Origin of the sequence: Paenibacillus sp. FSL K6-1566 (genome assembly GCF_038050475.1) — a bacterium.
Taxonomy (GTDB): domain Bacteria; phylum Bacillota; class Bacilli; order Paenibacillales; family Paenibacillaceae; genus Paenibacillus_AQ; species Paenibacillus_AQ lactis.
The window spans coordinates 805,358-828,317 of the sequence record NZ_JBBOSR010000001.1; the positions used below are offsets into that span (position 1 = coordinate 805,358).

Annotated in this window: 24 protein-coding genes; 13 read left to right on the forward strand and 11 right to left on the reverse strand. The window is 54.6% G+C overall.

Features of this window, described 5'->3' with window-relative positions:
- The first annotated feature begins 105 nt into the window (after nucleotides 1-105).
- The 4 genes from NST08_RS03550 to NST08_RS03565 all read left to right on the forward strand — a co-directional run bounded on the left by NST08_RS03550 (nucleotide 106) and on the right by NST08_RS03565 (nucleotide 3,651).
- Nucleotides 106-1,104 (forward strand): Gfo/Idh/MocA family protein, encoded by a 999-nt coding sequence (locus NST08_RS03550; RefSeq protein ID WP_007132457.1) that lies wholly within the window; start codon nucleotides 106-108, stop codon nucleotides 1,102-1,104.
- The gene (locus NST08_RS03555; protein WP_007132456.1) at nucleotides 1,101-2,087 is read left to right on the forward strand and encodes a Gfo/Idh/MocA family protein; all 987 of its coding nucleotides are present in this window, start codon (nucleotides 1,101-1,103) and stop codon (nucleotides 2,085-2,087) included. The genes NST08_RS03550 and NST08_RS03555 overlap by 4 nt, the downstream gene beginning before the upstream one ends.
- Nucleotides 2,088-2,318: 231 nt before the next feature.
- Nucleotides 2,319-3,224, forward strand: coding sequence for a helix-turn-helix domain-containing protein (locus tag NST08_RS03560; protein ID WP_007132455.1), 906 nt, complete (start codon nucleotides 2,319-2,321; stop codon nucleotides 3,222-3,224).
- A gap of 106 nt (nucleotides 3,225-3,330) precedes the next feature.
- Nucleotides 3,331-3,651, forward strand: coding sequence for a hypothetical protein (locus NST08_RS03565; protein ID WP_028407405.1), 321 nt, complete (start codon nucleotides 3,331-3,333; stop codon nucleotides 3,649-3,651).
- 562 nt (nucleotides 3,652-4,213) lie between these two features.
- On the opposite strand, the gene NST08_RS03570 is transcribed toward NST08_RS03565, so the two are convergent.
- The 8 genes from NST08_RS03570 to NST08_RS03605 all read right to left on the reverse strand — a co-directional run bounded on the left by NST08_RS03570 (nucleotide 4,214) and on the right by NST08_RS03605 (nucleotide 12,780).
- Entirely contained in the window at nucleotides 4,214-5,056 is an 843-nt protein-coding gene (locus NST08_RS03570; protein WP_007132453.1) for an undecaprenyl-diphosphate phosphatase, read from the reverse strand.
- 132 nt (nucleotides 5,057-5,188) lie between these two features.
- A complete protein-coding gene (locus tag NST08_RS03575) occupies nucleotides 5,189-5,800 on the reverse strand; it encodes a DedA family protein (RefSeq protein WP_007132452.1) in 612 nt (203 codons plus the stop codon).
- Between the two features lie 55 nt (nucleotides 5,801-5,855).
- Nucleotides 5,856-7,793 carry an ABC transporter permease gene (locus NST08_RS03580; RefSeq protein WP_007132451.1) on the reverse strand — a complete coding sequence of 646 codons (1,938 nt, stop codon included), beginning with the start codon at nucleotides 7,791-7,793 and terminating at the stop codon, nucleotides 5,856-5,858.
- On the reverse strand, nucleotides 7,768-8,538 hold the full coding sequence (locus NST08_RS03585) for an ABC transporter ATP-binding protein (protein WP_007132450.1): 771 nt from the start codon (nucleotides 8,536-8,538) through the stop codon (nucleotides 7,768-7,770). Before NST08_RS03585 ends, NST08_RS03580 begins: the two co-directional genes overlap by 26 nt.
- 100 nt (nucleotides 8,539-8,638) lie before the next feature.
- On the reverse strand, nucleotides 8,639-9,634 hold the full coding sequence (locus NST08_RS03590) for an ATP-binding protein (protein WP_144867632.1): 996 nt from the start codon (nucleotides 9,632-9,634) through the stop codon (nucleotides 8,639-8,641).
- Entirely contained in the window at nucleotides 9,631-10,332 is a 702-nt protein-coding gene (locus NST08_RS03595) for a response regulator transcription factor (RefSeq protein ID WP_144878036.1), read from the reverse strand. The genes NST08_RS03590 and NST08_RS03595 overlap by 4 nt, the downstream gene beginning before the upstream one ends.
- Nucleotides 10,333-10,540: 208 nt before the next feature.
- The gene (locus NST08_RS03600; protein ID WP_341341466.1) at nucleotides 10,541-12,097 is read right to left on the reverse strand and encodes a sensor histidine kinase; all 1,557 of its coding nucleotides are present in this window, start codon (nucleotides 12,095-12,097) and stop codon (nucleotides 10,541-10,543) included.
- Nucleotides 12,094-12,780 carry a response regulator transcription factor gene (locus tag NST08_RS03605; RefSeq protein ID WP_144878038.1) on the reverse strand — a complete coding sequence of 229 codons (687 nt, stop codon included), beginning with the start codon at nucleotides 12,778-12,780 and terminating at the stop codon, nucleotides 12,094-12,096. The genes NST08_RS03600 and NST08_RS03605 overlap by 4 nt, the downstream gene beginning before the upstream one ends.
- A gap of 241 nt (nucleotides 12,781-13,021) precedes the next feature.
- On the opposite strand from NST08_RS03605, the gene NST08_RS03610 reads away from it, so the two are divergent.
- The 4 genes from NST08_RS03610 to NST08_RS03625 all read left to right on the forward strand — a co-directional run bounded on the left by NST08_RS03610 (nucleotide 13,022) and on the right by NST08_RS03625 (nucleotide 16,247).
- Nucleotides 13,022-13,786 (forward strand): pirin family protein, encoded by a 765-nt coding sequence (locus NST08_RS03610; RefSeq protein ID WP_007132445.1) that lies wholly within the window; start codon nucleotides 13,022-13,024, stop codon nucleotides 13,784-13,786.
- A gap of 345 nt (nucleotides 13,787-14,131) precedes the next feature.
- On the forward strand, nucleotides 14,132-14,980 hold the full coding sequence (locus NST08_RS03615) for a C40 family peptidase (protein ID WP_144878039.1): 849 nt from the start codon (nucleotides 14,132-14,134) through the stop codon (nucleotides 14,978-14,980).
- Nucleotides 14,981-15,189: 209 nt separating this feature from the next.
- Nucleotides 15,190-15,387: a YwbE family protein gene (locus NST08_RS03620; RefSeq protein ID WP_007132443.1), complete on the forward strand. Its 198-nt coding sequence runs from the start codon at nucleotides 15,190-15,192 to the stop codon at nucleotides 15,385-15,387.
- A 281-nt stretch (nucleotides 15,388-15,668) separates the two neighbouring features.
- Entirely contained in the window at nucleotides 15,669-16,247 is a 579-nt protein-coding gene (locus tag NST08_RS03625; protein WP_144878040.1) for a hypothetical protein, read from the forward strand.
- A 117-nt stretch (nucleotides 16,248-16,364) separates the two neighbouring features.
- On the opposite strand, the gene NST08_RS03630 is transcribed toward NST08_RS03625, so the two are convergent.
- Together NST08_RS03630 and NST08_RS03635 are read right to left on the reverse strand one after the other, a co-directional pair.
- On the reverse strand, nucleotides 16,365-16,709 hold the full coding sequence (locus tag NST08_RS03630; protein ID WP_007132441.1) for a hypothetical protein: 345 nt from the start codon (nucleotides 16,707-16,709) through the stop codon (nucleotides 16,365-16,367).
- 76 nt (nucleotides 16,710-16,785) lie between these two features.
- Nucleotides 16,786-17,271: a GAF domain-containing protein gene (locus NST08_RS03635; RefSeq protein ID WP_007132440.1), complete on the reverse strand. Its 486-nt coding sequence runs from the start codon at nucleotides 17,269-17,271 to the stop codon at nucleotides 16,786-16,788.
- Nucleotides 17,272-17,457: 186 nt separating this feature from the next.
- Between NST08_RS03635 and NST08_RS03640 the strand changes: the two genes are divergently transcribed.
- Nucleotides 17,458-17,763, forward strand: a complete 306-nt coding sequence (locus NST08_RS03640) for a hypothetical protein (RefSeq protein ID WP_007132439.1) — start codon at nucleotides 17,458-17,460, stop codon at nucleotides 17,761-17,763.
- 110 nt (nucleotides 17,764-17,873) lie between these two features.
- Here the strand turns inward: NST08_RS03640 and NST08_RS03645 are convergent, their stop codons facing one another.
- Nucleotides 17,874-18,863 (reverse strand): alpha/beta hydrolase, encoded by a 990-nt coding sequence (locus NST08_RS03645; RefSeq protein WP_144878041.1) that lies wholly within the window; start codon nucleotides 18,861-18,863, stop codon nucleotides 17,874-17,876.
- 222 nt (nucleotides 18,864-19,085) lie between these two features.
- Between NST08_RS03645 and NST08_RS03650 the strand changes: the two genes are divergently transcribed.
- The 4 genes from NST08_RS03650 to NST08_RS03665 all read left to right on the forward strand — a co-directional run bounded on the left by NST08_RS03650 (nucleotide 19,086) and on the right by NST08_RS03665 (nucleotide 22,920).
- Nucleotides 19,086-19,664: a GNAT family N-acetyltransferase gene (locus NST08_RS03650; RefSeq protein ID WP_341341467.1), complete on the forward strand. Its 579-nt coding sequence runs from the start codon at nucleotides 19,086-19,088 to the stop codon at nucleotides 19,662-19,664.
- Between the two features lie 2 nt (nucleotides 19,665-19,666).
- Nucleotides 19,667-20,425, forward strand: coding sequence for an energy-coupling factor transporter transmembrane component T family protein (locus NST08_RS03655; RefSeq protein ID WP_341341468.1), 759 nt, complete (start codon nucleotides 19,667-19,669; stop codon nucleotides 20,423-20,425).
- A gap of 264 nt (nucleotides 20,426-20,689) precedes the next feature.
- Nucleotides 20,690-21,220 carry an ECF transporter S component gene (locus tag NST08_RS03660; RefSeq protein ID WP_050954094.1) on the forward strand — a complete coding sequence of 177 codons (531 nt, stop codon included), beginning with the start codon at nucleotides 20,690-20,692 and terminating at the stop codon, nucleotides 21,218-21,220.
- Nucleotides 21,217-22,920 (forward strand): ABC transporter ATP-binding protein, encoded by a 1,704-nt coding sequence (locus NST08_RS03665; RefSeq protein WP_341342606.1) that lies wholly within the window; start codon nucleotides 21,217-21,219, stop codon nucleotides 22,918-22,920. The genes NST08_RS03660 and NST08_RS03665 overlap by 4 nt, the downstream gene beginning before the upstream one ends.
- Nucleotides 22,921-22,960 lie beyond the last annotated feature (40 nt).

Sequence of the window (22,960 nt, forward strand, 5' to 3'; positions counted from 1 at the left end):
TGTTATGTAGGTCAGCCATATTTTCAAAAGGCACTACCGTCCTGGCCACCAACAAAAAAACGGTGCGAGGAGATCATCATTCAAGGATAATGGAGGTAATTTAACGTGAACATAGCGATCATAGGCTGTGGAACGATGGGAATGGCTTACGCGGGCAATCTTGCAGCCATGCCTGGAGTCAAGGTTACGGGTGTTGTAGACATTAACGCCGGGCGGGCGGAGAAGGCTGCAGCCGTGTCCGGTGCGAAGGCATATACGGATGTCGATACGCTCCTTCAGCAGGAAGAGTTGGAAACGGTTGCGATTTGCTTGCCGACCTATCTGCATAAACCGTTTGTCCTGAAGCTGGCGGAGAAGGGACTCCATATCATCTGCGAAAAACCTGCAGCGCTCACGCTAGAGGATGCGCTTGAAATGAAGGCTGCATGCGAGAAGCACGGCGTCCGGTTATTCATCGGGCATGTCGTGCGCTTCTTCCCGAATTATGCAAATGCTTACCGTCAAGCGCACTCGGGCGTGATCGGAACGGCGAAGATGGCCCACTTCAAGCGATACGGCTCCTATCCGAAGGGAATGGACGGCTGGTACAGCAATCATGATCAAAGCGGCGGCGTCATTCTGGATTTAATGATTCATGATATTGATTTTGCCTGCTGGCTGTTCGGCGAAGTAGAGTCCGTCTTCGCTTCCGTGATCAAACGGGAAGAGCCTGAGATGGAATATGCTCAGGTCACGCTTCGATTCAAAAGCAGCGCAATTGCGAACCTAACCGGATACTGGGGTTATCCCGGACCGTTTACAACCCAGTTTGAAATTGCGGGAGACCAGGGGATCATCCGGTTTGACAGCAATCAGGTGCAGTCGCTGGATATCAAGCTTGCCGCCGGACCGTCGGGAGAACAGGCAGCCGTTCAGATTCCTTCAAGCCCCAGCCTCCACGATCCGTATTATGATGAGGTGCAGCATTTCATCAAGTGCATTCAAGACGGCAGCGAACCTAGGGTCAGCGCGGCGGATGCCTGCTATGCGGTAGAAATCGCTTTGGCGGCAGAGCGTTCGGCCCGGACGGGACAGCCTGTGATTATGGGAGGGAATGCATCATGAACAAAATTAAAGTCGGATTTATCAGTTTTGCCCATATGCATGCGGTCAGCTATTTGAATTCCATGCAGAAACGGGAAGACGTTGAGGTGGTCGGCATTGCCGATGAGAATGCGGAGCGGGTACGCCCTTACTCGGTGGAGCGGGGCATTCCGTATTATGCGAATTACGATGAACTATTGGCACAAGATTTGGACGCCGTTGTGATCTGTTCCGAGAATGCCCGTCATGCGGAGATCACGAAGCGGGCGGCGGCTGCGGGCAAGCACGTTCTCTGCGAAAAGCCGCTCGGGCTGTCCGAATCCGAGATGCTGGATATGATTCAGACCTGCAAGGACAACGGCGTGCAGCTGATGACGGCTTTCCCGTGCCGGTTCATTACGTCGGTCCGGCAGGCGAAGGAAGCGATCGACGCCGGTCAGATCGGCGAGATCTTGGCGATGAAGGGAACCAACCGGGGCACCATGCCGGGGGGATGGTTTATCGAGCGCGAGCATTCCGGCGGCGGAGCGGTGCTGGACCATACCGTTCACGTAATGGATTTGATGCACTGGTTTACCGGCAGCGTCGCGGAGGAAGTGTACGCCCATGCGGAAACACTGTTTCATGAAACCGATATTGACGATGCCGGCATGGTCCATGTCAAATTTGCAAACGGCGTTGTGGCTGTTCTTGATCCAAGCTGGTCCCGAAACCGGACCTTCCCGACCTGGGGGGATGTCACGCTGGAGATTATCGGTACCAAGGGCGTGATTAACATCGATTCGTTCGCCCAGAAGAACGATGTGTACAGCGATATCACGGGCAAAGCCGCCTGGAGCTTCTGGGGGGACGATATGGATGAAGGGCTCATTAACAGCTTCGTGGACAGCATTCGGGACGGCAAGCCGGTTGCGATTTCCGGTGAAGACGGATATTATTCGGCGCGGGTGGCACTGGCGGCGTATGAATCGGCAAGCTCGAAACAAACGGTCCGCCTGAAGTAAGGGATTCCCCGCACCTTCCGGTACAGAAACCTAAAGTTCCAGCGGTATCTGTTCCGGGACTGCCTCAGTGGCAAATAGGCGAATCAACGGGTTTTAGCTGCATACCGCACCGCATACCCTAAAAATTCGAAGAAAGGCCTCTTTGATTGAAGAGGTCTTTCTTTTTTGGCAAAAAAGATCAAAAATGACGACGCTCGTTTTGTTATCCTTAGGGGCAAAGGAGGGCCCGCCTTGAACACGAAACAGATCATCCAAAAAAGCATTGCGTATATGGAGCAGCATCTGGAGCAGCCGCTGACGCTGGCGGATATCGCCTCGTATGCCGGATTTTCGCCGCACCATTTTCACAGACTGTTCCGGCGAGAGATCGGCTTGAATATTGCGGACTATTTGAGAAGACGCCGGCTGGCTTTGGCAGCGCAGCTATTGCTCCACACCGAGACGCCGATCATCGATATTTCGCTGCACTGCCACTTTGAGAGCCAGGAGTCTTTTACGCGAGCGTTTAAGAAAATGTACGGCATTCCGCCCGGACGCTACCGGAAAATCTTCTTGCTCCACGCGCAAAGCTCAATCCAAGCCAAGGGAGATGATAGCATGAATCAACAAACAAACAATCCATCCGCTCTAAAGGGCTGGTTCCTGAGCGGAAGCCACCCGCAGGATTATGAAATGGGAGTCGATCGGACCGTCGTGCACCAAGGTAGCGCATCCGGTTATTTACGCGCCCTGACGCCGATGGATCCCGGCGCTTTCGCCACGATGATGCAGCAGTTCAAAGCCGATAAATACAGGGGGAAGCGGATGAGATTCTCCGGCTTTGTCAAAACCGACAACGTCGCCGAGTATTGCGGCTTGTGGATGCGTATCGACAACCACGCCGAGGACGTGCTCCAGTTCGATAACATGAATGATCGCCGCATCACCGGGAGCACGAATTGGAACCATTACGCCATTGTGCTGGATGTACCGGAGGAGAGCGCCACGATCTCGATCGGCGTACTCCTGATGGGAGCGGGCCAGGTATGGGTGGACAGCTTCCGATTCGAAGAAGTGGACCTGAGTGTCCCAACCACTCATTTGGACGTACATTATGAGCTGTTGGACGAACCGTCCAACCTGTCATTTGAAGAGTAGGGCGATTGCGCCCATTGGCACTAGAGAAGGGATCTTGGAAGCTTTCGAAAAGCGGGTAGCTTAGATAATTCCCTCAATCACCTTTAAGGAAAAGGAGAGTGCAGCAATGAAGGTCATTACATTATGCGGGTCAACCAGGTTCAAGCCTCAATTCCGAGAGGCCGAGGCGGCCCTGACGTTGAGCGGGCATATCGTGCTCAGCGTCGGTTTTTTCGAGCAGAGCGACGGCATCGACATCACGCCGGAGCAGGAGGCGCGGCTTAAGGAGCTGCACTTCCGTAAAATCGACATGTCGGACGAGATCTACGTCATCGATGTGAACGGATATATCGGTGAGAGCACCCGGGGCGAGATCGAATACGCAAGCTCGCAGGGGAAAGCGGTGCGCTACTATTCCAAGGAGCCGCTGATCCTGCCAGAGGGCTGACGATTAGTGATAGTTGAAGCCGTTAAGGGTCCTCGAAGGGCGAAGGAGTGCAGTCAGGACGGTAGGCGGAGCGTGAGGAGGAAGCGGACCTGGGTGAGGATCATACTTGCTATAGGCGGAACGATACGACGCGGAGGACTTGCGGAGCGAAAGTACGGAGACAAGTGAGAGAAGAGAAACAAGAGGAACAAGAGGAACAAGAGGAACAAGGGACTCCCCTTACGTACCGCCCTCAAGGGCAGCTTACAGCTTTTTGACTTCTCGAAATCCGGAGCATAACAAAAAGGAGGGCAAGAGATGGAATCTTGCCCTCCTTTATTTCCCCAAACATAGGCAGCGGGATGTTGCAGCTCTTCTTGTGCGCACCAGCGGAGCGGACGAATCGATTCCGTAGAAACGAAGTGTTCGCCTGAAAGCTTTCCGAAGGAAAGCTCGCATCGGAAGCATAGGCTGTCGACGGATTTCCCCTATACCAATGACAATTCGAGAAATTCGTCGACAACAGCGATCGCAGGAACGATACGTACGCGAAGCGTCTCCGGCGCGTGATACTCTCGTATTCTTACAGATAAAGCACAAGCGCAATAACCGCTGCCAACACAATCCGGTAAATCGCAAACGGCACCAGCTTGATCCGGTTAATCAGCTTCAGGAAGAAGCGGATCGAGATCAGCGCGAACACGAAGGCCGCCAAGAACCCGGCGATGAAGAACGGCAGTGCATCCATCGTGAAATACTCCCAGTTTTTCAGCAAGGACAGCAAGCTTGCCCCGAACATGATCGGCACAGCCATGATGAATGTGAAGTCGGCCGCTGCGCGGTGACTCATGCCGAGCATGACGCCTCCGGAGATGGTGGAGCCTGAACGGGAGAAGCCCGGCCAGAGCGATAGACATTGAATCAGGCCGACACTGAAAGCCTGCTTGTACGTAATTTGATCGACCGTTACGACCTTCGCTTCCTTGTTCGAACTCATTTTGTCAGCGAGGATCATAAAGATTGCCCCGAGAACAAGGCCGATCAGCACCGTTTCCGTCGAGAACAGATGCTCGTCGATGAAGTCTTCGAACAATACGCCCAGCACGCCAGCAGGAATCAAGCCGACGATCACTTGGCTCAGCTTCAGGCGGCCGGTACCGGCGGGAGCGCCGGCTTCGGGCTTTTTGCGCTTCAGGCCGAGAAGATCAAGAAAGCGATCTTTAAATACGACAACGACCGCGAGGATCGAGCCAAGCTGAATGACGACCTTAAAGGTGTTGGCTACGTATTTCGTAAGAAACTCTTCGGATTTCAGCCACATGTCGTCTACGATGATCATATGGCCGGTAGAGGAAACGGGAGCGAACTCGGTCAGTCCCTCGACGATTCCCAGAATGATTGCTTTGAGGATAGTTATAAAATCCATGACCTGCAGTCTCTCCCTTACTAAAAAATAAAAATGTAAAAATGCAGCGCCGTTAATGATTCATCGCATGAAGAAGCCGGAGGTCGACCGGTCACGCGGACCTCACGTACCATAATTGTTCACATGATACGATTAAGCGGATTTTCTCCGCTTGCGGAAAAAGATAATCAGGAATGCGATAACGGCCACAGCTATTACAGCATAAGCGATATTGGAGTATACGTCCATGAAGGCGACGATATCTTCCCAGGATTCGCCAAGCGCGGCGCCGACCGAGACCAGAATGACGTTCCAGATCAAGGTGCCGATCGTGGTGAAGAGGAGGAACATGCCGAATTTCATGTTGGACATGCCCGCCGGGATGGAAATCAGGCTCCGGATCAGCGGAATCATGCGGCAGAAGAGCACCGTCCAGTAGCCGTATTTATCGAACCATGCATCCGCTTTGCGGATATCTTCTTTTTTCACACGGAGAATATGTCCCCACCGATCCACAATCTTCTCGAGCCGCTCCACGTCCAGCAGGCGGCCGATGCCGTACAGGATGACGGCCCCGACGACGGAGCCGAGGGTCGCAGCAAGAATGACGCCGGGAACGCTGAGCTTGGTATAGGTGGTCATAAACCCGCCGAAGGTGAGGATCACCTCGGACGGAATCGGAGGAAACACGTTTTCCAGGGCAATCATCAGGAAGATCCCGACATAGCCGAATTGCTCCATAATATCCGTAATCCAGTTTTCCAAAAGTTACACCTCTTTCACATAGTTAAAGGCCTGGGAACGTCGATCGCTGGTCCTCTTAGATCAGGGTCTGCTTCAGCTTGCGCAAATACTGGCTTCGAATGAAGTAGAAGTACAGGATCTGCATCATGAGGAAGCTCAGCAGCACGATACCCATTTCGGCCGCAATGGACAGATAGAAATAGCTTTGCAGCGCGATGAACGCAAAGATGCTGTGCGTGATCGCAAGTCCGATCGGAACGAAAAAGAGCAGAGCCAGCTGTCCGGTGACGATTCGACGAAACTCCCTGTCCGTCATGCCAAGCCGCGAGATGGTGGCATAATGCCTGCGGTCATAGTCAAGATCGGCATACAGGCGGAAATACAGGAAGCTGCCGGCAGCGATAAAAAATACGGTTCCGACGAGCAAAGCGGCAAAAAGCAGCATATTGTACAGGCTATCGCGCAGGGCGAAGAGGGTTCCGCTTACGGTAAGCGCGTAAGGACGGTTCATTTCATAACGGACGGCCCCTCTGGGCGCAAGCTGGGATGCGACGCCCTCCGTCTGCCGGAAATCCTCGATGTAAAAGCCGGTGTACCGTTCTGTCCGGGAAGGAGGGATGCGCTCAAACATGTCATCGCTGATGACCAGACCGCCAAAGCGGTCGTCTCCATCCAGCTTCGGAAGCAAATATTCCGGGACGCCGGCATGCTCCGAATACCCGACCTCGCGCAGCCGGATATCCGTATCCGGAATCTGGTACGATACATGGTGCCGGGTCCGGATATAGGCCCGGTCGTTCTGCGATGCGACAAGGACAAGGGCAGCGTCAGCCTCCAGCGGAGGCTCGTTAAACGGCAGTCCGGCCATCAGGACAGCCTCCTTGTAGTCGGAGAAGGACAGCAGGGTGAGCGGGACCTCCGACCGGGAAGAATCGGGATTGGCTTCGGTATATTTAACGTGAAACGACAACGTTTCAAACGGTATTTTACGTTCATCCAGCTCCTGCCGGATGGTCTGAAGATGCTCCCTCTCGGCGGTGTTTCCTTCCTTGGCGATGTAGCCGATGGCGGCAGGGAAATCCTCGTTAAATTGCTTGGTGAGCACCGGGATGGAGGCGAACACGCCGACCGAGCAGAATGAGACGGCCAGCACGATGGTGACCATGGCAAACATCTGTGCATTGTCCTTCAGCCTGTAGTGCAGGCTGGACAGCAGGATCAGCTTGGTCCGTTTCCAGGTAAATCGGCGGCTGTTCTTCATTCGCCGCACCAGAGCTACGCCAAGCTGCGAATAGAACAGGTAGGTGCCGAGCATCGTCATCAAGGTTACCGGAAACATCCGCAGAGCAAGCGTAGACGCCGTGGTCGTGGCCGCCAGCGTGTAGCTGACGATCAGCAGCACGGCTGCGAGAACGGACAGCCAGGGCGACGTCTTCGGAGCTGTCTTCGGACGCTGCCCGGATTGGAACAGGTCGATGAGCGCCTTGGGCCGCATGAGCCTGGAGGTGAACATTGAAATCACGATGAACAGCAGCACATAGCTGGCGATGGTCAGCCCCAGCGCCCGCAGCGACAGGCGAAACGGCAGGGGAGGCACCCCGAGAAAAGCCGAGCCGGCCATGAGGAACAGCTTGCCGGTGATGATGCCGGACAAGATCCCGGTCGCAATGGCGCTGATGCCGATGATCATATTTTCCAGGAACACCATCTGGTTGAATTGGCGGTCAGTCATGCCGTGCATGAACAAAATGCCGAACTCGCGCTTTCGCGTCTTCAAAAACGCCCCCACTGAATACAGCACGAAGAAGAACGAGAACACGTACATGATCAGCTCGGCGCCAACCATGGCCTGAATAACAACCGGATAGAACATTTGCCGAGAAAGCTCCGGATGAAACAAAAACAGGGAGCACACAAAGAAAATCATGACCGAAAATGCACTGCTCAGGAAGTAGGCTGCATACGTCCGTTTATTCCTCAAGACATTTCTAAAAGCGAATTGTCGAAAGGTCATGGCTTCCTCCTCCCAGCAGGGCGAGCATATCGATAATTTTCTGAAAAAAAGCCTGGCGGTTGTCGCCGCAATACATTTCATTATATAATTGCCCGTCCTTGATGAACAAGACGCGGTCGCAATAGCTGGCGGCAACCGGGTCGTGCGTCACCATCAGCACGGTGGCGGAAGCCTCCCGGCTGGCGGCGGACAAGGTCTGCATGACGTCCTTGGATGCCTTGGAATCCAGATTCCCTGTCGGCTCGTCGGCCAGGATGAGGGACGGCTTTTGAATGAGCGCCCGGGCAATGGCGGTCCGCTGCATCTGCCCCCCGGATATTTCATAGGTGCGCTTGTGCAGGATAGGCTCGATAGCGAGCTGACCGCAGATTCGTTTCAGTTTAGCTTCCATTTCAACTAAAGGCATCCCCTCCATGGTTAGCGGCAGCACGATATTTTCCTCGACTGTCAACGTATCGAGCAGGTTGAAATGCTGGAACACGAAGCCCAGCTCCCGGCGCCGGAACAGTGCCATCTCGGTCCGGTTCAGCAGATGGGGATTGCGTCCGCCGATGATGACCTCGCCCGCCGTCGGCTGATCGATGGTGGCGATCAGGTTCAGCAGCGTCGTTTTGCCGCTGCCGGATGGGCCCATGATCCCGACGAACTCTCCTTTTTCAACCGCGAAGTGAATGTTGTTCAGCGCTTGGAACGCCACTTTGCCTTCGTAGATTTTGGATAGGTGCTTGACGCTAAGGATCGGCATAACTTCACTCCTTGTGTACGTTGCTATCATTGTAAAATACCTGCATCCGGCTCCGCCATGTCCGTAACTTACAGTTTCCTTACAACCTTGTAAGGTTTTTTTAGCAAACGGAACGTTCAAAAATAATGCGGACCGTGGTGCCCTCACCCACCTTGGATTCAATCTCCAAAGCATGACCGAGCTTGTCCAGTATCTGTTTCACAAGATAAAGCCCCATGCCTGTCGACTCCTGGAACCGGCGGCCGTTCTCTCCGGTGAAGTAAGGGTAAAAGACGCGCGGCAAGTCGCTTGCGGGAATGCCTATGCCTTCGTCCCGGATTTCCAGCACGGCCTGCTCACCTCGCGCATAGCCGGTCAGATGGACCGTGCCTTGCTCCTTTAGCGTATACCGAACCGCGTTCGTCAAAATCTGCGTGAGCACGAAGGACAGCCACTTCTCGTCCGAGGCGGCCGTCAAGCCGCTCTCGATCCGTACGGCGGGATAGATTCGGCGCCGGATGAACAGCCGTTTCTGTTCGGAGGTTACCCCGCGGACGACCTGCTCCAGCGGCAGCTGCTCAACATAGAAATCATGCTCGAAGGTATCGAGCCTTGCAGTATATAAGACAAGGTCGAGGCCTTTTTTGAGCCGGTCGAGCTCGTCGCCGATGGCGGCGAAGCGCGGGTCGTCATCGTCCTGAAGGATCAGGTGGATGACCGAGATCGGTGTTTTCATCTGATGAGCCCACTGGTTGATAAAGTGGAGATGTCCCTCGATTTTATGCTTATAGTTGTGCAGTTCGGTCGAGTACTGGCGGAATTGGCTGCGCAGAAGCTGCTGCAGGGCTTCGGCAAGCGGCGTATGGGAGGATTCGGCCGAGGATTCGCCGGTAACGGCTTCGCCCGCGATCGGCTGGGCAAGCCGGCGGTAGAAGGAGCGGTTGGCGATATAGCGGAATGCCAAATAGCCCAGCAGCAATAGGAGGCTGATCATGTAGGCGTATAGGACGACCTTGCCGTTGCGGTAGCCGTCCAGCCGGTAGATAAGCGATACGAGCAGCAGTTGGGCGATGTAGACGACGATTAAAGGGCGCTGCTCTTGCAGGAACAGTCTCATGCGTCATCCCTCCAGTTCGGTATGAGGCGATAGCCGCGCCCGCGTACGGTTTGGAGTCCTTCTTGGATGCCAAGCGCCGCCAGTTTTTTGCGAACACGGGTGATGTACACATTTAGCGTATTATCATCAACGAAGGCCTGGTCATCCCAGATTTTCTCAAGCAGGCGGTCACGGCTGACAACCTGCTCGGGCTTCTTCATCAGCTCGTCCAAAATTTTAGCCTCCGTATGGCTGAGCTCGGTATGAGCCTGTTCCAGCGACAGGGAGAGACGCTCGACGTCCAGCGTAAGGCCAGAAACGGACAGCGTCCGTTCGTTGTGCCCGGCGGCGTAGGAGCCGTAGGCGCGGCGAAGCTGGCTCTTGATCTTGGCCATGGCGATCTCGTAATCGAACGGCTTGGTAATGTAATCGTCCGCACCGTTTTCAAGCGCCATCACTTGGTCCATCTTGCCGTCGCGGGCCGAAATGAAAATAATCGGGCAGGTGGAGAGGCTGCGGAACTGACGGCACCAGTAATAACCGTCGTACTTGGGCAGATTGATATCCAGCAGCACGAGATGGGGATCGAAGTCCTCGAATTGATCGCGGACCGTTTCGAAATCATCCACGGACTGGGTCGTATATCCGAATTTATGAAGATGCTCTTTCAGCAGGCTGACGAGACGGGTGTCGTCCTCAACAATCAAGATTTTGAACATATCGATAAAATTCCCTTCAATTGACATTGTACTAACGTCTGTTATTGTACCAAATTGTCAGGTTACAGGGAAAAGCAAAGGGACTGTCCAACCGGATTTTTTGGAAATGAAAAACCCTGAAGACAGCCCCTATGCAGGCTCGAAGTATGGCCACCAGGCCTCACGAGCGCAAATACGAAGAACGATGGAGATTCTCTCGCTTCGGTCCCTATTCCGCCGGCCATTCCGCGCGAAATGCACTTCCCTTACCGAGGGTGCTGGCGACGGTCAAGCTCCCGCCGTGCGCAGTCATGATGGAATGGGCAATGGCCAGTCCGAGGCCAGCCCCGCCCTGGATGCGGGCTCTTGATCGGTCAATGCGGTAAAAACGTTCGAACAGATGGGGAAGATGCTCTTCCGGAATGCCGGGCCCATTATCGCTTACGATGAGCACGGCGTGATCTCCTTGCTGCTTCAAGGCTACGGTAATAGCGCCATCGATCGGGTCGGTGTGCTGGACCGCGTTTTGAAAGAGGTTGTAGATGACCTGCTTCAACTTGTCGGGGTCGCAGCGGCCTTGGACAGGAAGGGGCTGAAACGCTACGGCTCTGTTCTGGGCGAGCATTCGCAAATGCGGCTCCATTTCGCGGAGCAGCAGATCCAGTCTTGCGTGTTGAACCTGAAGCTTCGGCCTCTGGTCAAGCTTGGCCAGCAGCAGCAGATCCTCGACCAGCTTCTTCATTCGCCGGGATTCCCCGTGCATGCTGGACAGCGCCGCATGCAGCTGTTCCGGGTGATCGGCCGCCCCGCGCAGCAATACTTCCAGGAAGCCGTGTATGGAGGTAAGCGGCGTTCGCAGCTCATGCGAAGCATCGGCAACAAACCGCCGCATGTGCTCTTTCGCCTCCCGTTCGGCTTCGAAAGCATGCTCCAGCCGTTCGAGCATGCCGTTGAACGACTCGGCCAGACGGTCGATTTCCTGCTGGCCTTGGGCTGCCGGAAACCGTTCCGCCAGATTCCCGGCATCGGTGCGCTTGACCGTATCCACGATCCGGTTCAGGGGCAGGAGCGTCCGGCGAAGCAGAGGCAGATACAGCGCCACGCCCCCCGCCATCGCGAGAAAGGCGAGCAGAGCGAAGATGACCAGCTGCCGCATCAGCACGGCATGCAGCGCGTCCGTGTCGATCCCGAGCTGAAGCAGGCCGGTGGGGGATCCCGGAGTTCCCAGCGGCCGGAATACGATCAGCTGCTCGTTGCCATCGGCATCGTCGACAACCTTGTATTTCACGGGCCGGTGCTCCTTGAACTCCTGAAGGATTTGACTATAGGTATCTGGTGATAGCTTGGGAGCGGACCGTCCGCTGCTATCCGAGGACAGATCGGTATGGCTGCCGTTCGTTTCTATTCGGGCAAGCGACATGTTCGGCAGAAACATCAGAGGTCTCTCCGAACGCGGCGGAGATGTCCAGCCCTTGCCTGCATGATCCGCCGTATCCTTCGAACCGCCTGTCATTTCGTTCTCCGTATTGTCGGCGCCGGGGCCGGATATCGCTTGCCGCGCGGCGTTCCCAAGATCCGGATCCCACAGCTCCCTTGGGATCGAGCGAAGCTGCAGGGCCAGCGCTTCCGCCTGGTTCTGCAGCATGGCGTTCTTCATCCAGACATATTGCAGCATGCCGATCAGAATCAGCAGCACCGCGAGGACAATGAGGGATCTGGACAGCAGCTGCATGCGCAGCGATCTAGGCCCTTTGAGCCGCAGCCGTCGCTTGGTTTGCTGGCTCATGGCAGGTCCACGCGGTATCCCGCCCCGCGCAGGGTCCGGATGATGCGATGCTCCTTGTCCCCCAGCTTCTCACGCAGCGATCGGATGTACACTTCCACGATATTATCCTCTCCGCCGAAATCATAGTTCCATATGATATTCAAAATATTCGTCTTGCTAAGCACGGTGCCGTGCTTGGTTACAAGCAGCTTCAGCAGCTTATATTCCGTAGGCGATAGCCCGAGGGCCTCTCCGCGAAAAGCGATTTCCTTCTTGCGATCGTCAATGACAAACGGCCCCAGCCGGATTTCTCCGAGCAGGCTGGGGAACTGATTTCGAAGCCGCGCCTGGATGCGGGCAAGCAGCTCCTCGAAGCTGAACGGTTTGGCCATATAATCATCGGCCCCGATCGAGAGTCCTTTGACGCGGTCATCGATTTCATCCTTCGCCGTCAGCATGATGATCGCAATGTCCGCTTCTTCCTCCTTTAACCTGCGGCACACCGTTAGACCGTCGGTTCCGGGCATCATGACATCAAGAATAATGACATGCGGCTGATAGCTGTGCACGGCCGCCAGCGCGCTTTCCCCGTCAAACGCCGTCTTTACATCAAAGCCCTCATTGCGTAATCCGAGCTCCAAAAATTGCAGGATATGCGGCTCGTCATCGACGAGCAATACGCGAATTCCGTTGAATGATTCCATCTCTTACAGCGCTCCCCTATCTGTTAGCTAAAGCCTATCATAAGTAGTCTAACTGAAGCCGAGCTGAACCTAACCTGAAAAAAAACTAAAAAATCGACTGCTGCATTAAAACGGAGACAGGGAAAAATAGGATGTTGATATATAATCTGTTATCAGCGATGCTATCTTGAAGTCGAGATGATCTGGGCAAGTCACCTGTTCATAGGGAATTTGCGGGATAGGTTAAAGGGGGAGACTGAACATGATAGGCAAAGTATATATGCCGGAGAACTATGGGAAAGGCTCTTTAGACGGAGGAAGAATTGCCGAGCTGAAGCCGATCGGCCTCTCAGGGGAAGGGTCAGCCGTGAATCGTGTCGGGCCGATATTCTACTGGTCTTGGTTTCGTTCGCCTATCGAAGGCACTGTGGGAGAACATCCTCATCAAGGATTTGAAATCGTAACTTATATGATACAGGGCACTGCGGTGCATCAGGATTCGCAAGGCCTGCGCGGCGAAACGGGAGCCGGAGGCCTGCAGCTGATGAGAGCGGGCTCGGGGCTGAAGCATGAGGAGCATTATACCGGACCGGATGCGGAAGGCTTTCAAATTTGGCTTGAGCCTTATCTGCGCGATTCGCTGAAGCAGAATCCGGCCAGCCGGCAGTATCGGCAGGACGTGTTTCCGGTGAATCGAATTCAAGGGGGCTCGGTGACGACGTTAATTGGCAGCGGTTCCCCGGTCGACGTATCGGTGGATGCAAGGATGCTGGATATTCAGATTTTAGCCGGACATGAAGCCAAGTATGAATTGAAGCCCGGAAGGTATGCTGCCGCATTGACGGTTCGGGGGAAGGGCAAATTCAATTCAGGAGAGGACGAGCTGGTTTTCCATCATCGGGACTTTGTAGTCATGAAATCAGAGGAGGGAGAATGGCTGACCCTTAAGGCTCAGGACAATCTGCGCATGATTCTTATCGATGTGCCGGAAGATCCTGGATACCGGCTGTACGCCAAGAGGCCATAAAGCCCTAAAGATTACAAAATTGTAGTGGAATAAGATATAAGTCGTGCGATAAACTAGAGTTTGTCTGATAGGAAAACGATCGGACAAGCTCTGATTTTATCCCTTCCGCATTCGAATACTACCGTAAGAATAAAGACCCAGCATACCGAAGAACGTTTAGGACGCTTCCGGTGCATGGGTTATTTTGGCATTTATTTCTTCAAATATGTGTTATTTATTCAAAATACAGGTCTAAAAAGCGACTAAAGTCCTCCTCTTTACCAATACTTGGCATGCTGTTTTATGAAAATAGTTGCATGCGTCCCGAGACATAGCCTGTCTATAATGATTGCGGGATCACGAAATATGACAATTTCGTCATTCCTAAAATCAAACGAGACGGGGGAGATTCATATTTTCTCGAAAACAAGTGTTAAAAGATTGATGGCCGGAGCACTACTGTCAGCAGCTGTTCTTGGTTCTTACGGATATGGGTCTGTGAATGAGGTTGCTGCTGCAAGCGTGCAGTCTGCAGCTAGCGGCGTAGCGAATGCGAATGTATATATGCGCAGCCAGCCTTCGACGTCGGGCAAAGTGCTTGACCGTGTCTATAAAGGCGACAGCGTTCAAATTCTGGGTGTCAGCTCGGGATGGTATAAAATTAAAAATTCGGACGGCAAACAAGGGTATGCTTCTTCCAAGTTCATTACCCAGAAAAGCGGCTCCTCAAACTCCAATTCCGGAAGCGGTTCGGAAAGCGCTGCCAAGCCGTCCGCCAATGCCAGTGTTGAAAAAGTCATCAGCGCAGGCATGAAGTACCTGGGTACACCATACGAATTCGGCTCCAACCGCAGCTCAACCAAGACCTTTGACTGCTCGGCATTCGTCCGCCGCGCATATATGGACGGAGCCGGCATTACACTCCCGGGCAACTCCCGGACTCAAGGCCAATGGATCAAGGATAAAGGAACCGATGTATACAACATCAGCCAATTGAAGCGGGGCGACCTCGTGTTCTTTATGAGCTACAGAGGCTCTTCGGCATCCGCGTATGCCGGTGTAAATAAAGCAACTCAGCGAATTACGCACGTAGCGATTTACTTAGGCGATAACAAGCTGCTGCATACGTACTCCAAAAAATCCGGAGGCGTCCTGGTAGGCGAGTTCAGCAGTTCCTGGAAGAACCGCTTCCTCTATGGCGGCAGCGTACTGTAACACCAATATGAATCGTCATATCTTTATCATATGTGTCTGACAATAGGGCCGTTCCTTGAATGGATGTTCGTATCCAAGAAGGGGCGGCCCTGCTGTGCGTAGGGAAGGCATAAGACGGGTATTTGCAATTGAAAGCCGTATTCAGTATGGTGTACATAACTTTCATTGCATCAGAGGCTATACACCACATGAACAGGAGTGATCAGAAAATGAATGGCGGACAGCGTTCCAACATCAAGCCGGGACTTGAGGTGGATATCGTATTGAAGCAGGATCAGCGAACAGGGAAGCTTACACGCGGCGTGGTTAAGGACATATTGACCAATTCTCCCAGCCACCCGCACGGCATCAAGGTTCGGCTGCAGGATGGACAAGTCGGGCGCGTTAAACATATCTACGAGCCGTAAACGCCTCGGCCCATGGGCCGAGAAAGATTCTTTAAATCGATGATGCACAGCGTCTTACCGATGATGGCCATTCGTGGTCCGGTTTTTGGTGCAGGCCCGCGTTGCCGCTTGAAAGTCCTTGAAAGTCCCTCATAGAGTTCACGATATGGTCATGTGAAGCTAAGTTTGGAAGCCGTTATTGGAGCTCCTCCATGTGGGAGGGATTTCCAAAAACGGTTTTTTTTAATTGAGCATGCAACATTGTTCCCGCTTCGGCCGTCTGGAGGTTGAGGTGATCAAATATGCGAAAATACCTGATAGCTGCGGCTATTGTGATGCTATTTATAACGGGATGCGCCCAGAAAGGAGAACCTGCGCCTGCCAAGCCTGAGCCTGCCTCAGATCAAGCAGTCCGGCCCAGCCGTACCGAAATGAAGGAAGGGGATTTCGTCTACCGACTGGTCAGCGAAAGCGAGCGTTACGGTCAAGGAGAGAAGCTAAAGATTTATGCAGAGCTTGAATATGTCGGGGAACAGGATGAGATTACCATTGGCCATGCCGCCTCTCCTTTCTATTTTCCGATGAAGGAGCTGACCCGAAATTACAGCATTGACTATATGATGAACGAGCCGTACATTACAACGACCCTGAAGAAGGGGGAGCCGTTGCGGGAGGATTATACAGGCAGCGGAGGTTATAGCGAACAGGATACGAAGGATTATCAAAATTTCATACGTTCCTTGAAGGATGGATTTCCCGAGGGACGTTATGTCGTGTATGGCTCGGCTGATTTCGTGATTCACCCGGCCGAAGGAGAGACGGGCGAAGAACCCGAAAAGTACAAGATTCAGGCGGAGATTGAATTTGAGGTAAGCCCGTAAGCAAGGCGGCGGGGGTGGACCGGAAGAAGGTTATATCGAAGTCTAGACTTAAAATAAGGGGCTCCCGGGTCGAGAAGAACCTTGAGGGAGCCCCTTATTTGTCTCGTGCTTAAAGGCTTATTGGAAGCCTTGATGTGTATTCGGGAAGCCTTGGCCGAAGGTAGGCTGGATATGCTGGGCTTGATTAGCCCGCGCCGAATATTCCACTTGCTTCACCAGCTGAGAGATTTGCTGGAACTGCTGAATCGCTGTCTGGTGCCCTTGCAGCGCGGACTGGATCATTTGCGTTGCTTGACGCTCGCGTTGTGCAAGCTCTTCCAGTCTGGCGGCGTTCTGCTGCTCCTGCTGCATCATCTGCTGGTACATGGCGGAAGCTTGCTGCGTTTGCTGCGTCAGCTGCTGCAGCAACTGCTCACACTGGCGGATTTGCTGCGAAATTTGCGTGTTGTTCGTTGAATACATGCGCGTATTCCTCCTCAAGAGTTTGTAGGTATGAACCCTTGATTATTGTGCGGAACAACACGGGGAAACATCCGGTCTACAGGGATAGAGAGCCTTCCAATATGTGGACGAATTCCTCCAGGAACTGCTGATCCTCTTGATCGAATCTTCCCTTCAACGGACTGTCGATATCCAGAACACCGTAAAGCGCTCCGTCAACGACGATCGGAACGACAATTTCGCTGTTGGATGCGGCATCGCACGCAATATGTCCCGGGAATGCATGTACATCCTCTACCAGGACGGTGGATTGCTTGGCAGCGGCGGTTCCGCATACGCCGCGGCCCATCGGAATCCGGATGCAGGCCGGCAGACCCTGGAAGGGACCGAGCACCAGCTCCTTGCCGTCATAGAGGTAGAAGCCGACCCAATTGGTATCTGTTAAAAAATGCTTCAGCAAGGCCGAGGCGTTTGAGAGATTGGCAATCGCATTGGGCTCGTCATGAATCAATGCCTTCAATTGTTGAAGGACCTGGGCGTACTGCTCGCTCCGGGTACCCTCGTATGGCGTATTTTGAAACATCGTGTTCCCCGTCCTTCCTTAATCATGTTATCGTTCACTCACGATAGTATAAGTATAAGATATTCGTCAAGCATTGGCATCCGGTCCGGGCCGTATCGATCAGAATCCGCTGATTCCCCGCACCTTCCGAGGGGTAATGAATGACAGAATAGGTGCCAACCTAATGTCAAGGAGGAGAGGATCAGAATGCGTGCAGACGTACAAAATTTGTTTATCGGTATTCACATGCTATATCACGCTCACGAACGGGACCTTACCGTCAGCGAAATGCAGCCCGAGCTCGAACGCCACGGGTATAAGGTTGGTGACCGGGAGGTCAAGAATGAGCTTGAACGCTTGACGCAGGAAAATTTCCTGACGGCTCATGGGGATGCATATAGTCTGACGGGGGCTGGCATCGAAGAATTCAAAGAGCTTCAGAGCAAGCTGAAGGAGCTCTGCAACGAGGTGCTGAAGCCGGTCAACGCGAAGAAAGCGGACACCATGGCTTAACGGACGGCTCCCCTTTTTCGAAAAAAACATGAAAGCAGCCCTGGATGATGGTCAGGCCTAGGCCGACGCGGGGCTGCTTTTTTGATTGCATGCTCCGTAATTCAAGATGTCTACACGCTTTCAAGCGAACGGTCCATCGGTACGGCGCTCATTTCTGCTTGATGCAGCCGGGGCTGCGGGCTGGCCTGGGGTTGACCCATATACTCCCGCAGAAACGATTGGACTCCGTCTCTGTAGCCTTTCGGGTCAATATGATAGGCATTGGCATGAATAGCTCCTTCGACAAGCAGCAGCTTCTTCGGCTCAGGCTTCGCCTCATACATTTCAAGACTCATCCGGGTTGGCACGTAATTGTCCTTCGCCCCATGAATAAACATGACGGGCAGCGTGCTTTCCCGCACTGCGCGAATCGGGCTGACCTGATTTAGGCTAAAGCCGGCTTTCCGCCGTATTCGGGCATCGACCCAGGATAGGAAAGGTCTGGCCGGGATTTTATTAAGCGAGGACAGCTGATGGCGGATGAGGTCCGTCAGGTCGGAATAGGGACAATCCGCTATGACAAGCTTCACTTGCGGATCCGCAATCGATAAATATTCCAGTACGGTGCCTCCGCCAAGGGATTGCCCATGCAGTCCAACGGCTATATCCTTCCCGTATTGTGAGGTAAGCCAGCGAATCCATGCCTGGATATCGTATTTTTCATAATATCCATACGTCGTGTATCGGCCTTCGCTGAGGCCGTGACGGCGCTGATCAATCAGCAGCACATTGTAGCCTTCCTCCGTGAACATATCGATAAACTGGGTGGATACCGCCCGGGAACCGGTATACCCGTGAACGATGAGCATCCAGTGCTTAGAGCCGGGATTCGCTTCGATGGATGCGCCGCACAGCTTCAACCCGTCAAAGCTGGTTATGTTCACCTCTTGTTTGCTTAGCGAATCATACTTTTCACGCGTGTACAATCCCGCCTGCTCAAGGACGGTGAACAGCTTCAGGTCATTTTTGACTTTCATCCGCGTGATTTGGAGATATCCGATCTCCGTGATGGCTGCGGCGATAAGAGCAACAACGATCAGAACGACTAAAGTAATATACATATCGAATATCCCTCCTCTGTTCTATGCTGATGAACGGGGGATGCTACGCATATTGACGGATGCCTCCCGAATCCATCAATATAGATAGCATCGAAGCCTTCATGCGGATGTTTGCACATCCCGGGCCAAAGGAATCTTAAAGCTATACATCTTTAATACACGCAGTTAGTATCACCGAAAACGTTAAATACAAGTCAGCATTTTTGTAAAGGGGTGGACGCGGTGTATGCATGTGAAGGTCATATTCCGGAGCTCGCGGGCGATCGGGTCCGGCTCCGCAGGCTTACTGAGGATGACGCTGCGGATATGCTCCGGTGCTGGTCCGATCCAGATACGAGGAAGTTTACCGAGCTGCCGGCTATGCACGCGGCAGCGGATGCGGCGGCGCTCATCGCATGGCTAAACGCCATGTCGGAAGAGGAGGATGCGCTCAGGTGGGGCATTGAGCTTACCGGCTCCGGACGGGTCATTGGCAGCTGCGGACTGAACCAATGGCAGCTGGCTGGGGCGTACCGGGGGGAATTCGGCTGCGAGCTGGCTAGCGATTGTCAGGGAAAAGGCTTTATGACGGAAGCAGCCGAGCTTGCGATGAGGTTTGCTTTTCAAGAGATGGGCCTGAATCGGATCGAAGCCTTTGTTCAACCGGGCAATGCGCGAGCGGTACGGTTTTTTGAGCGTTTAGGCTATACGCTGGAAGGCGTATTGCGGGAGTACCGGCATACCTCCACGGGATATGTAGATGCAGTAGTTTTTTCAATGTTGAAAAGGGATTGGAATCATCGCAAGGGAGAGGTTGGATAGGCATGTTGATTCAGTACAGGAGGGGAAGCTCTCTCCTTCATCGATACGATCCGTTAAGCAAGCTGGTCATTCTGCTGTGTACCGCGGTCATCGCCATGATGCTGGACCAGGCCTGGCAGCAGGGGGTGTTTCTGCTTCTATGCATCGGCACGGCGCGATTCGCCGGGCAACTAACCTGGAGAAGCTTGCTTCTGGGCATCCGGCTGATTGCCGTCGTGGCTATCCCGTATTTCATCTTGACCGGCTTGACGGTGAAGGGGGAAACCGTGTGGATGCAATGGAGACCTTTGACGATTACGACCGAAGGGCTGAATGCCGCGGGAGCGATGACGCTTCGGATGTTTACGCTGTTTTTATCCTCGATGGCTTATATCGTTACGACCGACCCGCGGGAGCTGGTGGCAGAGCTGAATCGCAGGCTTGGCGTTCCGTACCGTTTTGCCTTCGGCATTTCCGCCGCGCTCACGTTTATTCCGCTCTTGGAGCAGGAGGGAGCACAGATTCGGGCAGCTCAGCAGGTTAGGGGACACCAGCCTCCCAAGGGGCTCATGAGCCGAATCCGCTATGTGCTGGCATTCGTATCATCCGTGCTGTTAAATGCGCTGCGGCGGGTTCAGCAGACAGCCGGCGCAATGGAGGCCAAGGGCTTTGGAGCAAATCCGGACAGAACGTTTCGCCAGACGGTTAACATTTCGCCGATGCATGTAATTTCTGCATTCGCCTACGTCTTGTTAACGGCATTATTGGGGTGGATTGTTTAAATTGTTAACCGGATTATATTAAAATGTGGTTGACGATAAGCACGGATATATGCAAAATATGACTTAGCAAAGCGTCCAGCTTGGCCGAAATCTGTAGTCTAGCAGCTTAATTTTCGGACTAGCATATTCGGTTGGCTGCGGGACCCCTGTGAACCATATCAGCTCGCGCTGGCCGATTTGGACGGTACCTAAGGAGGATTAATTTTGAATCATTCATCAACGAAACGAAAATGGTTTGCATTCACGACCCAGGAAATTATTCTGATGGCGATGCTGGCTGCGGTCAACGCCGTCATCACCGTGTATATCGGGCCGGTCAACAAGCTGCTGAGCAGCCTTGGCGGACCGATCGCGACATCGACGACCACGGGCATCTACATGGTGTACGGCCTGTTGGCTTATTACATCATCCGTAAACCCGGAACGGCGGTTGTCACTTATGCGATCGGAGGGACGATCCAGGCCATGACGGGAACGGTTTACGGCATTGCGTCATGCTTTGTCGCCGCCGCATGCTACATGGTCATCGCGGAGATTATATTTGCGGCTGTGCGTTACCGGAATTGGAGCACGGGTGTGCTTATGCTGGTCGGCGGCGCGATGGTGCCGCTCTGGTTCGTGTTTGCCGCGAATATGTTCGGCTACACGGCATGGCCGATCGGTGTTCTGGGGATTGCGCTGGTTGTGCGGATCCTGAGCGGCATCTTCCTGTGCGGCCTGCTGACGAAAGTGCTGGGCGAAGCTTTGGCGAAGACGGGGCTGCTGCGCAGATTTGCCGTCAGCGCGAAGGGATGATTCGCTTGATCGGAACGAAGGTGGAGTGCCGGGACGTCGGTTTTATGTACGACGGCGAGGAGCGGCCGGTCCTGCATCAGCTTAGCTTCACGGTGCAGCCGGGCGAGTGGACGGCCGTGATCGGGGCAAGCGGAAGCGGCAAATCCACGCTGTGCCAGCTGCTCAGCGGTCTTCTTCCGCGAAGCGGGGGCGGAACCCGGGAAGGCGTTCTGCTGCTGGACGGGATGGATCCTGCCTCAGCCCCGCTCGCCGATGTTACGGAGGCGATGGGGGTGCTGTTTCAGGATCCCGATGCGCAGCTTGTCCAGGGCATCGTCGAGGATGAGGCAGCATTCGGGCCGGAGAACCTGCGGGTTGCGCCGGAAGAGATCGAGCGGCGCATCGCGGCCTCCTTGACCGCGGTCGATCTGCTGGACCGGCGGTCCGATCCGGTGCGCAGCCTGTCCGGCGGACAGCGCCAGCGCACCGCCATTGCCGCGGTGCTGGCGCTGCAGCCGCGGCTGTACGTCTTCGACGACGCCTGCGCGAGCCTGGATACGGCTGCGCAGGCGAGATTCCTGCAGCTGTGCCAAGCGCTGCAGGGCGAGGGCCGGACGCTCATTACGGCGTCCGGCCGCTTTGACGATGCCGCGCGCGCCGCGCAGCGCGTCATCGTCCTGGACGGTGGCACCGTCGTGCTCGACGGGCCGCCGGAGGAGCTGCTGCGCCGCTGCGGGGAGCAGCTGGCGCAGCTGGGGCTGCTGCCTCGCCCCGCAGGGGAGGCAGCTGGCGGCGCGGCCGCGCGGGGCGCCGTGGCGCCGCAGGTAGCTCGCGGCGGAGCCGCCCCGCCAATCGCCGCGCCAATCGCCGCGCCAATCGCCGCGCCAATCGCCGCGCCTGTCACGGCGCCAGCGGAAGATGCCGCAGGCATGCAAGGCGCCGCGTCACAATCGGCGTCGGCTGCGCCCACCACCGCGGCCGCGCCAAATGCGCCCGCCGCAGCACCCGCAGCCAGGCCCCCTGAGCCGCTGCTCGAGCTGCGCTCGCTCCATTACAGCTATCCCGGCGGGCGGGAGGCGCTCAGCCCTGTCGATGCCGTTCTGGAGGCTCGCAGCTGGGCGCTTCTGACGGGAGAGAACGGCTCGGGCAAGACGACGCTGAGCCGTTTGATCATGGGCCTTTTGCCGGCGCCGAAAGGGAGTATTCTGTGGCGGGGGGAAGATCTCACCGGGATTCCGGTGCATCGCCGGGCCGAGCGGATCGGCTATGTGTTCCAACAGCCCGAATATATGTTTACGGCTCCGAATGTCTGGGAAGAGCTGGTCTACAGCCTGCATGGCGGACTGTCTGCAGCCAAGCGCCCGGAGCTGACAGACGCCGAGCGGAGCAGAGCGAACCATCTGCTTGAAACGGCAGGCTTAGCCAAGCGCCTTCATATGTCCCCTTACCTGCTTAGCCAAGGAGAGAAGCGGCTGCTCAGCATGATCAGCCAAATGATCCTTGCCAGGCCGCTTTATATTTTGGACGAGCCGACCTCCGGCATGGACTATGCCGCTATGGAGCGCATCGTCCAGCTCTGCCGGTTTGTCATTGACGAGGGCGCTGCGATCCTGATGATTACGCACGATCCGGACATCATGCGGCCGTACGCCGATTCCGTGATTCATCTTCGGGGCAGAAACCAAGAAGAGTCTGTGCATATCCCCAAGCAGCATTTATAATAGAAATATTACATGTGCGAAAAGCGCTCCTGCATTTTTG

Bases quoted from the DNA above. Each gene is read 5' to 3' on its own strand.
- NST08_RS03555 (WP_007132456.1), top strand. From the start codon at position 1,101: ATGAACAAAATTAAAGTCGGATTTATCAGTTTTGCCCATATGCATGCG.
- NST08_RS03565 (WP_028407405.1), top strand. From the start codon at position 3,331: ATGAAGGTCATTACATTATGCGGGTCAACCAGGTTCAAGCCTCAATTC.
- NST08_RS03570 (WP_007132453.1), bottom strand. From the start codon at position 5,056: ATGGATTTTATAACTATCCTCAAAGCAATCATTCTGGGAATCGTCGAG.
- NST08_RS03580 (WP_007132451.1), bottom strand. From the start codon at position 7,793: ATGACCTTTCGACAATTCGCTTTTAGAAATGTCTTGAGGAATAAACGG.
- NST08_RS03585 (WP_007132450.1), bottom strand. From the start codon at position 8,538: ATGCCGATCCTTAGCGTCAAGCACCTATCCAAAATCTACGAAGGCAAA.
- NST08_RS03590 (WP_144867632.1), bottom strand. From the start codon at position 9,634: ATGAGACTGTTCCTGCAAGAGCAGCGCCCTTTAATCGTCGTCTACATC.
- NST08_RS03595 (WP_144878036.1), bottom strand. From the start codon at position 10,332: ATGTTCAAAATCTTGATTGTTGAGGACGACACCCGTCTCGTCAGCCTG.
- NST08_RS03600 (WP_341341466.1), bottom strand. From the start codon at position 12,097: ATGAGCCAGCAAACCAAGCGACGGCTGCGGCTCAAAGGGCCTAGATCG.
- NST08_RS03605 (WP_144878038.1), bottom strand. From the start codon at position 12,780: ATGGAATCATTCAACGGAATTCGCGTATTGCTCGTCGATGACGAGCCG.
- NST08_RS03610 (WP_007132445.1), top strand. From the start codon at position 13,022: ATGATAGGCAAAGTATATATGCCGGAGAACTATGGGAAAGGCTCTTTA.
- NST08_RS03615 (WP_144878039.1), top strand. From the start codon at position 14,132: ATGACAATTTCGTCATTCCTAAAATCAAACGAGACGGGGGAGATTCAT.
- NST08_RS03620 (WP_007132443.1), top strand. From the start codon at position 15,190: ATGAATGGCGGACAGCGTTCCAACATCAAGCCGGGACTTGAGGTGGAT.
- NST08_RS03625 (WP_144878040.1), top strand. From the start codon at position 15,669: ATGCGAAAATACCTGATAGCTGCGGCTATTGTGATGCTATTTATAACG.
- NST08_RS03630 (WP_007132441.1), bottom strand. From the start codon at position 16,709: ATGTATTCAACGAACAACACGCAAATTTCGCAGCAAATCCGCCAGTGT.
- NST08_RS03635 (WP_007132440.1), bottom strand. From the start codon at position 17,271: ATGTTTCAAAATACGCCATACGAGGGTACCCGGAGCGAGCAGTACGCC.
- NST08_RS03640 (WP_007132439.1), top strand. From the start codon at position 17,458: ATGCGTGCAGACGTACAAAATTTGTTTATCGGTATTCACATGCTATAT.
- NST08_RS03645 (WP_144878041.1), bottom strand. From the start codon at position 18,863: ATGTATATTACTTTAGTCGTTCTGATCGTTGTTGCTCTTATCGCCGCA.
- NST08_RS03655 (WP_341341468.1), top strand. From the start codon at position 19,667: ATGTTGATTCAGTACAGGAGGGGAAGCTCTCTCCTTCATCGATACGAT.
- NST08_RS03660 (WP_050954094.1), top strand. From the start codon at position 20,690: ATGGCGATGCTGGCTGCGGTCAACGCCGTCATCACCGTGTATATCGGG.
- NST08_RS03665 (WP_341342606.1), top strand. From the start codon at position 21,217: ATGATTCGCTTGATCGGAACGAAGGTGGAGTGCCGGGACGTCGGTTTT.